Raw genomic sequence first — 8977 nt, 5'->3', positions numbered from 1 at the left:
CGGCTGGGTTGGGGCCTGTTGGTGCTGCGGCTGGATAGGTTGCACGGCGGCCTGTTGCTCATGGGTTTGCTTCAACTGCGCCGAACTCTGTTCCATGCTGGTGTTGATCGCCTGTTGGGTGCTGACCTCGGCCAGCCGCTTGAACGGCGAGTTCATATCGCCCTGCACGAAGTAGGCCTTGCTGCCATCCTGGTTGAGCACCGCCGAGTCCACGCCGGTCATGCCTTCCTTGCGTGCCGCCACGGTGCCGGCCGCCGCGAGCCGATCGCTGACGTGATCGGGCGTACGACCTTGCTCGGCATCCATCTTGTGCACCGCTGCCTGGGCCTGGCGGAAAAGTCCGTGATCCGCGTGGGCTGCGTTATCGAGGCATGGTCCCTGACGCTCCGCGGCGTGGATGGCGCTGAGCGTGTGCTTGCCAACGACGCCGTCGACCTCCAGGCCGTGTTCCTTCTGGAATCGCTCGACCGCCGCCTTGGTGTGGTCGCCAAAATTGCCGTCCGGGACCAACGCGCGGCCGCGCTCGTCGTGGTATCCGAGCTGCTTCAGCGCGTCCTGCACTTTCCGGACATCCGCGCTGTCGTGGTCGCCCTTGCGCAGGACGTCGCCATGCGGTGCCGATGCGGCATGCGTGGCAGCTGGCACGTGCGACGAGTCCGGCTTGGTCCTGGCTGGCTCGTTCGGGCGGCCGGGGATGGCAACGGGTTCGTGCGTGCGGAACTCCGGCTTCGCGCGAAGCGCACCCACGATCTCCATGTTCGTCCGGAAGTAGTTGTTCTCGGTCATCGTGACCTTGGCGGGTCCCGTGCTGGTCTGGGAACCGTAGAACTCGATATTCCCGTCCTTGTCGTAGCCCTGGAAGATGGCGACGTGCTGGTTGCCGCCGTGCTTTGCCTTGAGCATCAGGATATCGCCCGGCTGCAGGTCGCCAGGGTGCTTCGCGGCGTCCGCCGCGGAGATGACGTCGAAGTGCTTCTTCGAGTAGTCGGTAATGGTGTTGCCGGAATACAGCGCGTGCGTGTTGAATGGCTCTGTGCCGACGTCGTAGCCGGCGTTCTTGAGCCCGCGCCACACGAGGGAGGAGCAATCCACGCCCCGGAGCCCATCCCCGTCCAGGTCCTGCTCATTGCGGCTTCGGTCGGTGACGTTGCCGTTCCTGAGGGTGGTCGTGCCGTCGGGACGGCCGTACTCGTAGCGTTCGCCACGCTCGGCAAAGTGGTAGTGCGCCTGATCGTAAATGTCTCGGCTCATCGTATGCCTCCTATGCGTTTACGTGACTACTTCAAGCCCATCGAGAAGACCTCGACGGCGTCGCTGTCGACCCAGCCCGCCGCGCACGCGCCGGTGAAGTCCCCCTCTTTGCCAACCCACTGGCATGCACCGGCAGGCTTGGTGCCGACCCACGTCTGGGCGCGCTCCTGGCAGAGCTCATTGCCCTTGCAATCCGCCACGTTCTTGGTCGGGAAAGCAATGACGTAGTACCGATCGGCATCCTGGGTTTTGCCGGATGTCGCGGCGACACAGACAAACTGCTGCTTCTCGAGATGCGCCGTCGGTTTGCCCTTTGCCTTGTCGAAGGCGGACTGGAGCGTCACGCCATCCTTGTCCTGAACCTGGCCCCAGGCGTAGTCGCCCGCGCATTCGGAGACCGACGTCGGGACGGAGTCCACGCGGCAGTTGATGTTGCCCCCCTTGCCGATCTCGCAGGAGGTGGTGGACCCCGGTGCCATCCGGGCCAGGCGCGCACCGGAGGAAGCGGCCTGGGCGGGAGTGGCTGCGTGGGCGATCGTGGCGGTTAGCAGCGTGACAAGGAGCAGGACGGTGGCACCACGGGTGCCGATCTTTGGTCGTTTCATGCTTGCGGATTTCCTTTCGTTACCGGCCAGGCTGCTGGGTCTGTTGCTGCTGGGCGTTTTGTGCTTGCGCCCGTGTGGTGGCGCCAACGTGCGACGCCTTTTACATCAGAGCGAGTCATCTTCCGTACGGTAGAGCTCCCAACATCCGTTCGTCGCACGGAAACGGTAGGTGACCTGGTAGTCCGTTCCAGGCTTCGCCAATTCGGCGGCGAAGCCACCCTTGGCGTCCGGCGTTTGCGTTAGGACCAGATGATCCGCCGCCGCGCGTTCTGTCGAGGGCATGATCGGGAACTTGAAGCGATCCTTGGGCAGGCTTTGGGTGACAGGCGCCGGCTCCGGTTCTGCGTTGGCATCGATGGTCTCGGCCTGCAGCGGGTCGGCGGTGAATTGCGCCTGGATAGTGGCATCGTCCATGAACCGTTTGACGAAGGCGTCAGCGGTAGTGGCAGGACAAGCGCCGCTTGCAGCCCACGCGGGCGCCGCCATGGCTCCCAGTGTGAGCGCGGCAAGCCAACGCATCACGGTCCGATCCCCGGCGCGGTGGTCAGCCTGGTCGTAGATGTCTTTGCTCATGGCCCGGTTAGTCCTTCAGCCCGTTGGCGTACTGGTCGAGATCGCCGTAGTTGATCCAGCCAGCAGCGCAGGAGGCGTATCCTTTGGCCGGGTCGACATCGGGATTGCACGTACCTGTCGGCCTGGGTTCCTTCCATGCGACAGCGTGGTCCCCGTTCTTGCAGAGATCATTGCCCTTGCAGTCGGCAACGGTCTTGGTCTCTACAGCGACGACGAAGTGCTGAGTGGTTTCCGAACTGATGGCGTGTCCGGCGCTGCAGACAAACTGGCCTTTCTCAAGGTGAGCTACGACCTTGCCCTTGCCATCCACCGACTGATTCAGGTCGACTCCACCGTCGGTCATGATCCGACCGTAGAGGGCGCCCTCGCCACAACCGGTGGCGTCGATCGAGTAGCCATCGGTTTTGCAGATCGCAGCGCCGTCCGCGTTCGCCTTGCAGGAAACATGCGACGTGGGGGCAATGGCCTGTGCGCCGGCCAGGGCGCCGGCGACGCGCGCTGAGGTTTCATCGGCCATGCACGGCACGGCGAAAAACGTTGCGGCAAGAATGGCGACAGCGGACAAGGATCTAGATCGCTTATTTGACATAGCGACCGGCTTCTCACGAGAAATGGATGTCATCGGTCGGGTTCCTTACCTGCCGGGCTGCTGGGTCTGCTGTTCGTGCGGCTGAGCAGGCTCGGCCAGGGAGCGTGCCGTGGCGGCCATGGTCGATGCGCTCTGCTCGAGCGGCGTCTTCACCGCCTCGGCGGTTTGGACCGTTGCCATCTTCTTCATCGGCGAGTTCAGGTCGCCTTGTACGGCGTAGGCCTTGCTGCCGTCGTCGCTAAGAACGACGTGGTCGATGCGACTCAGTCCGTCCTTCTTTGCCTGGGCTGCGATGGCACCGGAGAGATTTTCGCTCGCCTGGTCGGGCGTGCGATTCATCTTCGCGTCGATCGCGTGCACACCCTTGGTGGCCTGTGCGTACAGGGCGCTGTCCGGGTTGGCCGGGTTCGTCAGGTTTGCCTTGTCGATCTTTTGGTTATCGAGGTGCTTCTGCGCCGCGATGGATTCGCGCGTCTTTGGCCCGGCGACGCCGTCAGCCTGCAGCTTGTGCTCGCGCTGGAACGCTTCGAGCGCAGCCTGCGTGCCCGGCCCAAACTTGCCATCGGTGTGCAGTTCGCGGCCGTGGGCGTCCTTGTAGCCGAGACGGGCGAGGTCGGCCTGCAGCTTACGGACGTCCTCGCCGTTCATGCCCTCCTTGAGCGCGCGGTCGGTGGTGGGCGCGTTGCGGGTCGGGGCAGTCTGGCCGACCTGGCCGCTGGCGAGGCGGTCCATCACTTCCGGGGTGAGGCGCTTCTGCCAGTCGGCGAAACGCTGTTCGCGGTCTTCCAGGCCGTTGTACTTGCCGTTGACGGCTTTCGTGGCGGCCTTCACGTCATCGCGCGCCGCTTCGGGTACGCGGCTTTCCCAGTACCACGTCGCGATCTTCGAGGCGTTCTGCGGGTCGGCAGCCAGCTCCGGGTGCTTGACCAGGTCGAGGTCGAGCGCCTTGCCCGCAGCGGCGTAGTTGTCCTTGCCGGTGAGCTGGATGTAGCCGCGGCCGTGGTACTTCCAGCCATCGCCGGGTTCGTCGTTGCCGTTGCGGCCGCCGTACATCAGTTCGGCGAGTTTCTCCGGCTTGCCCTGCAGAGCTTCCTTGCGCGCGGCATCGAGCGCTTCGGGGCCTTCGCGCCACGCTGACTGCACGGGAATCTGCTGGATGTTGCGGGTGTAGCGAAAGCTTTCTTCAAGCCGGTTCAGCCCATTCGATTCATGGGTGACCTGGGCCATGAAGTTGGCCAGTTCCTTCGGGTCCCGGATACCGGCCGCATACGCGTCGGTCAGGACCTGGGTTTCACGATCAATCGCCATGTGTAGCTCCTGTTTGACTTACGGGGCGGTCCGGCCGTGGACCCGTAGCACCGCCAGCCCTGGCGGTGGTGGAACAAACCCTAGGGGAGGGTGGCCTCCGGGATCTTGCCTGGGTCGAAGTCCTTGAACGAGACCTCGCCCAGGTCCTTCGCGGAAAGATCCACGTGCTTCTCCTTGCCGGATTCGCTGTCGGAGGCCGTGCGTACCACGTGGCTGGCGAACCAGTCCTTCTTCGCCGCCGACCACGTGAAGGTGAATTCATCGGACCAGCGCTCACGACTGCCACCACCGTTGACGATGGTGAACTGGCCCTTGCCGATCTTTGTGTAACCGTAGGGATCGCCTGAGACGCCGCCGCAGGTGGCGCACGGCACGATGCGTGCGTTCGAGGCCGCCTTCTGCAGGTGACCGGATGCGTCGGGAACCACCAACAGCACATCGCGTGCCGGGCCTTCGCCCAGCTTCGCATCGGTGCCGCCCGGCGGGTCGATGATCAGCACCGCGCCCTGGCGGCCATCACCCGTGAGGTCACCCTTGGTGGACTCGAGAATCTTGGCGCCGCCCGTCGCAAACGACTTGAGGTCATCCATCTTGGTTCCTTTGTCCTGGGGAGCGGACGGTGCGGCGTTGGGTTTGGCGTAGGGGTTGGCGATCTGTGCACAGGCCCAGGCGGGTACACCGAGCAGGGCGATGGCCACCAGGCAGTTGCGTGTTCTTGGCTTCATGGTGGCTTTGGGCTCCGTGGGCTGGGATGAGCGTAGGTGAAGCGCTGGATCGGGGCTGTGCGCGGGGTTGGACTTCGCGCGTGTAATGGGCCGCCCCCGGCGATGGGGCGGCCCTGGTGCTTACAGCGACGGCTGGGACGCTTTCTGTTGGGCCGCCTGCGCCTGCTGCTGTTCGTTCGCCTGCTGACCCTGCTGGTGCGACCGCTGCTGCAGGTGCTGATCGACCTGCTGCGTGCTCTGCGCCATGGGGGTCTTCAGGCCCTGCATCACATCGACGCTGGCAATTTGCTTGAAGGGCGAGTTCAGGTCGCCCTGCACGGCAAAAAGACGCGATGCGTTGTCATCGAGCAGCACGTTGTCGATCCGCTTCATGCCAGTGCACACAGCGGAGGCGGTGACGGCGCCAGCGAGCTGGTGGCTATCCGGGCCCGAGGCGCGACCATGTGCCGCGTCGATCTTCTGCACGCCAGCCAGGGCGTCACGGAACATCGGGTGGGCGGCGTGCGACGGATCGGCGAGGCCTGCGGCCTTGTGTGCGGCATCGGCCTGGTGCTTCTGCGACTCGGCCTTCACGGCCTCGTGGATGGCATTCAGCGTGTTCTTACCGACGATGCCGTCTTCCTTGAGGTGATGGTCGCGCTGGAAGGCCTTCACGGCATCCTCGGTGTGCTGGCCGAACTTGCCGTCGGCGACGGTGCTGCCGAGCTGCTTGGCGTAGCCGAGGGCGATAAGGCCGTCCTGCATCTCATGTACGCGATCGCCATGCGAACCGTTCTTTAGCGAAGCGGTAGGCGAGGACGTCGTGGCGGCGTGGCCGGCTTGCGGTGCATGGCCAGTCGCAAGCTCGATGCCGTGGCGCATCGTGCGGCCGGCATAGATCTCGCGCATGTTCTCGGCGTACTTCGGGTCGGTGGCGTAGCCTGCCTTCTGCAGGGCGTCCGCTTCCTTTTCAAGGTTGCCCAGCGTGCCCTTATCGAACAGGCCGGCCTTGGTGTAGCGCTCGTTTTCCTTCAGGAACTTGGCGCGGTCGGTGAGCGCTTCCTCGTAGGAACCGTACACGCGGAACGCCTGGTCCTTCCAGACCTTCTTGCCGTGCTCGATTTCCCAGACGTTGAACGTCTTGGTGGGGCCATGCCAACTGGGGTCGGCCTTGATGTTGAATAGGTTGTTCGTGCCGGGGAGTACTTTCTCGCCCCAGCCGGTTTCGCCAGCCGCCTGCGCGAGCGTGAGCTCCGCCGAAAGGCCGGTTTCCTTGCTTACCTTGACTGCCGCCGGGTACAGGTCGGCAATGAACTGCTCTTTACTACCCATGATGTAACTCCTGGTGGATCGGTGGGTTTATTTAGCCAGCGGGATCTTCACCGTGACCTTGAAGTCGTGTGACGCGTCCGGTGCGTCAGTAAGGACATACTTGCCCGCGACTTCGATGGATTCCGGGCTGGTGACCCGGAAATTCTTTGCATCCAGCTCGGACGACATGCTGACCGAACCCTTCACGTCGGCCAGGTCGACGTACTCCATGGCCTGCACCTTGCCGGTGGCGGCGTCCAGCTGAGCCACATTAAGCAAAGTCTGGCCCAGTGAAGGTGAAGTGTTGGTATCACCCTGCACCAGCACATAGAGCGACTTGCCCGACTGCACACAGTGCGTGGCACGCGCCTGCTCGGTGAACTCCGGGAGCTTCAGCGTGGTGGTCCAGACGGGAGCCTTGCCGTCGGTGACGTAAACGAGGCCCTTGGCGTGCATGCCATCCGCATCGGTAGCCATGCCGACCTTGCACTGGCGGCCGCCGTCAACCGTGCTGGTGGCGTAGTCGCGGTGATGGGCGGGGAGGGTGGCTGCGTGCGCGGTGCAGGCCGTGGTGAAGGCGGCGAAGGCTAGCGCTGCGAGTTTGGTGGGGGTGTGGGTCATTTGGGGCTCGTTATGTATCCGTTGGCGTTGAGTTCTTCGCGAATCCGCGTCCGCTTTGTCAGTTGATTCGCCGATCTTCACTGCTTTCTGTTTAGATCGCTTGGCGCTCACCTCTTCCGTTCATAGTCAGGATTTCAGTCAATGCGCGCAGGAAGGCTGCATTCCTTGAAAATCATCAGACAACGATCTCCTTCGCCACATCGATTCAACGCTCTCGATACTGCTTCCTCAGCAGTGGCGGCAGTGGCGGTACTCAGCGGGCCGCCACCGGTTGGCTGAACTACGGCAGCGCATTGATTTTTGAAAACTTGAATCACTTCGCAGCTCGTTCCGCCATTTGATGCACAACGATCTAGAGAGCCTCGGGAAGCAGCGGACTCGCTGTCTTGGTCGACCGCCGTCCCGCCTTTCGCGAGCTTGAGATCAACTGCGATTGCACCCCAGCGGCTTTCCCAACGTGGCTGTGGTTGTTGGACGACCAACCCACTAGCGTCGTCTCTATAGTAGGGTGAGTTCGGTTGATTCGCCGGAATACACCCTGGATTCCCCGCTGATGGGACGCCTGGTGCGCACTGAGAATGGGCGGCATCTAGCGGAACCAATAAGAGGGCTAGCAGCCAGATCTTAGACTTCGTCACGGGTGATCTTCTTCGATTGTCTCGTTAGTCGATGCGGCGAGCTGTACTGCATTCCGTGTAGATGACTTGGCACTCGCTCTCGCCGCAAGATCTAAGCGCTAAGGTGCGCGCGCCATCGCGTGTCGGAGCGCCAGCGGTACCGATCGGACCGCCAGCGGGATTTTGCGCTGCAGCGGCGCACTGATTGTGGTAGGCAATCGCGATTTTGCACTCCTTTCCTCCTTGGCTCTCGCACATACCGATTGCCGCATCTTGTGCCTCACGACGAGAGTCAAGATCTTTGACCGCGCCGTAATGGCCACGACCGGTATCGAAGGCGATTGCACCCCAACTGTCCGCCCATCGGACGGGATTTCCCTGAACGGGGGCCGTGTCGAGTGCCCCTTGGTAGTAAGGCGAGTTTGGCTGATTCGGCGGGATGCAGCCCGGATTTCCTGCTGAAGGAATACCCGGAGCACACTGAGCGATCACCAGGTTAGTTGCCAAACCGAAACTCATAAAAGTGATGCCTCGCCGAATCAATCTACGCATGCTAGCTACCCGTTGTACTGGCTTCCCTGGAACAAAGCGGCAGCCATTGGCGGCGCCACGACGACTCAGGTCAAAAGGAGGACGATCTCTTTGTGTTGGCGCCGTCTATTGAACTCGAATGGGTAGGCTGCAATCGTGATACGTGACAGCACAGTTCTGGCCACTCTTCGTACAACGAGCCATGACGCGGCTGACGGCTTCATCATCATCGCTCGCAGTCGCAGAGCTAACGTAGGCCCCGTTGTTAGGAATAGCGATAGCTGCGCACTGGTTCTTGAAGTTAAGAATCACCTTGCACTTCTTTCCGCCATCTTCACTGCATACAGAAAGGGCGCCGCTTGCGGCCCGAGCCTCACTTACCTTGTTCGTCGAGGCGCCGGCCTGACCACCATCCATGTCATACGCAACTGCGCCGAATCGATCCTCCCACACGGGGGTGGGCTGCGGTGCATCAGTCGGGGCGGGTGTGTTGTTTCCTTGATAGTAAGGCGAGTTAGGCTGAGTCGGCGGGATGCAGTCCGGATTTCCTGCTGAAGGAATGCCCGGAGCACACTGAGCGATCACCAGGTTAGTTGCCAGACCGAAACTCATAAAAGTGATGCCTCGCCGAATTAACCTACGCATGCTAGCTACCCTTTGTACTTCGTACCATCACCGTCGACGCCCGGTGCGGTGCCTCAGCCCGTGTTCGACCCCGTCGTCGTTGTCATTTGCCCTATAGACAACGATGGAGTCGATCGCTGCTCGAGGGCGGTGCATCGATATCGAAGCTACGTTCTGAGTTGCAAGGTCTAGTTGACGCGTTCCGCTTGTACGCATGCGCTGTAGAACACTTTGCAGGACGTG

At 62.4% G+C, this 8977-nt stretch carries 11 protein-coding genes; all 11 read right to left on the bottom strand.

Annotation, left to right across the window (positions count from 1 at the left end; all coding sequences use genetic code 11):
• Positions 1 to 1251, bottom strand: a 1251-nt coding sequence (locus ACTHLF_RS11750; RefSeq protein ID WP_440327527.1) for an XVIPCD domain-containing protein, incomplete at its 3' end; no start/stop codon positions are given.
• Between the two features lie 26 nt (positions 1252 to 1277).
• Positions 1278 to 1856 carry a hypothetical protein gene (locus tag ACTHLF_RS11745; RefSeq protein ID WP_440327526.1) on the bottom strand — a complete coding sequence of 193 codons (579 nt, stop codon included), beginning with the start codon at positions 1854 to 1856 and terminating at the stop codon, positions 1278 to 1280.
• Between the two features lie 105 nt (positions 1857 to 1961).
• Positions 1962 to 2429, bottom strand: a complete 468-nt coding sequence (locus ACTHLF_RS11740; RefSeq protein WP_440327525.1) for a hypothetical protein — start codon at positions 2427 to 2429, stop codon at positions 1962 to 1964.
• A 7-nt stretch (positions 2430 to 2436) separates the two neighbouring features.
• Positions 2437 to 3051: a hypothetical protein gene (locus tag ACTHLF_RS11735; protein WP_440327524.1), complete on the bottom strand. Its 615-nt coding sequence runs from the start codon at positions 3049 to 3051 to the stop codon at positions 2437 to 2439.
• Positions 3052 to 3063: 12 nt separating this feature from the next.
• On the bottom strand, positions 3064 to 4326 hold the full coding sequence (locus tag ACTHLF_RS11730; RefSeq protein WP_440327523.1) for an XVIPCD domain-containing protein: 1263 nt from the start codon (positions 4324 to 4326) through the stop codon (positions 3064 to 3066).
• A gap of 80 nt (positions 4327 to 4406) precedes the next feature.
• A complete protein-coding gene (locus tag ACTHLF_RS11725) occupies positions 4407 to 5051 on the bottom strand; it encodes a hypothetical protein (RefSeq protein ID WP_440327522.1) in 645 nt (214 codons plus the stop codon).
• 120 nt (positions 5052 to 5171) lie between these two features.
• Positions 5172 to 6362, bottom strand: coding sequence for an XVIPCD domain-containing protein (locus ACTHLF_RS11720; RefSeq protein WP_440327521.1), 1191 nt, complete (start codon positions 6360 to 6362; stop codon positions 5172 to 5174).
• A 27-nt stretch (positions 6363 to 6389) separates the two neighbouring features.
• Positions 6390 to 6962, bottom strand: coding sequence for a hypothetical protein (locus ACTHLF_RS11715; RefSeq protein WP_440327520.1), 573 nt, complete (start codon positions 6960 to 6962; stop codon positions 6390 to 6392).
• 134 nt (positions 6963 to 7096) lie between these two features.
• Entirely contained in the window at positions 7097 to 7600 is a 504-nt protein-coding gene (locus ACTHLF_RS11710; RefSeq protein WP_440327519.1) for a DUF4189 domain-containing protein, read from the bottom strand.
• A 24-nt stretch (positions 7601 to 7624) separates the two neighbouring features.
• A complete protein-coding gene (locus ACTHLF_RS11705; protein ID WP_440327528.1) occupies positions 7625 to 8098 on the bottom strand; it encodes a DUF4189 domain-containing protein in 474 nt (157 codons plus the stop codon).
• A 138-nt stretch (positions 8099 to 8236) separates the two neighbouring features.
• On the bottom strand, positions 8237 to 8722 hold the full coding sequence (locus tag ACTHLF_RS11700; protein ID WP_440327518.1) for a DUF4189 domain-containing protein: 486 nt from the start codon (positions 8720 to 8722) through the stop codon (positions 8237 to 8239).
• Positions 8723 to 8977 lie beyond the last annotated feature (255 nt).

It is taken from the genome of Luteibacter sp., assembly GCF_051958795.1.
Classification (GTDB): Bacteria; Pseudomonadota; Gammaproteobacteria; order Xanthomonadales; family Rhodanobacteraceae; genus Luteibacter.
The sequence above is the reverse complement of the archived record's forward strand: the minus strand, read 5'-3'. Positions and strand labels throughout refer to the sequence as shown.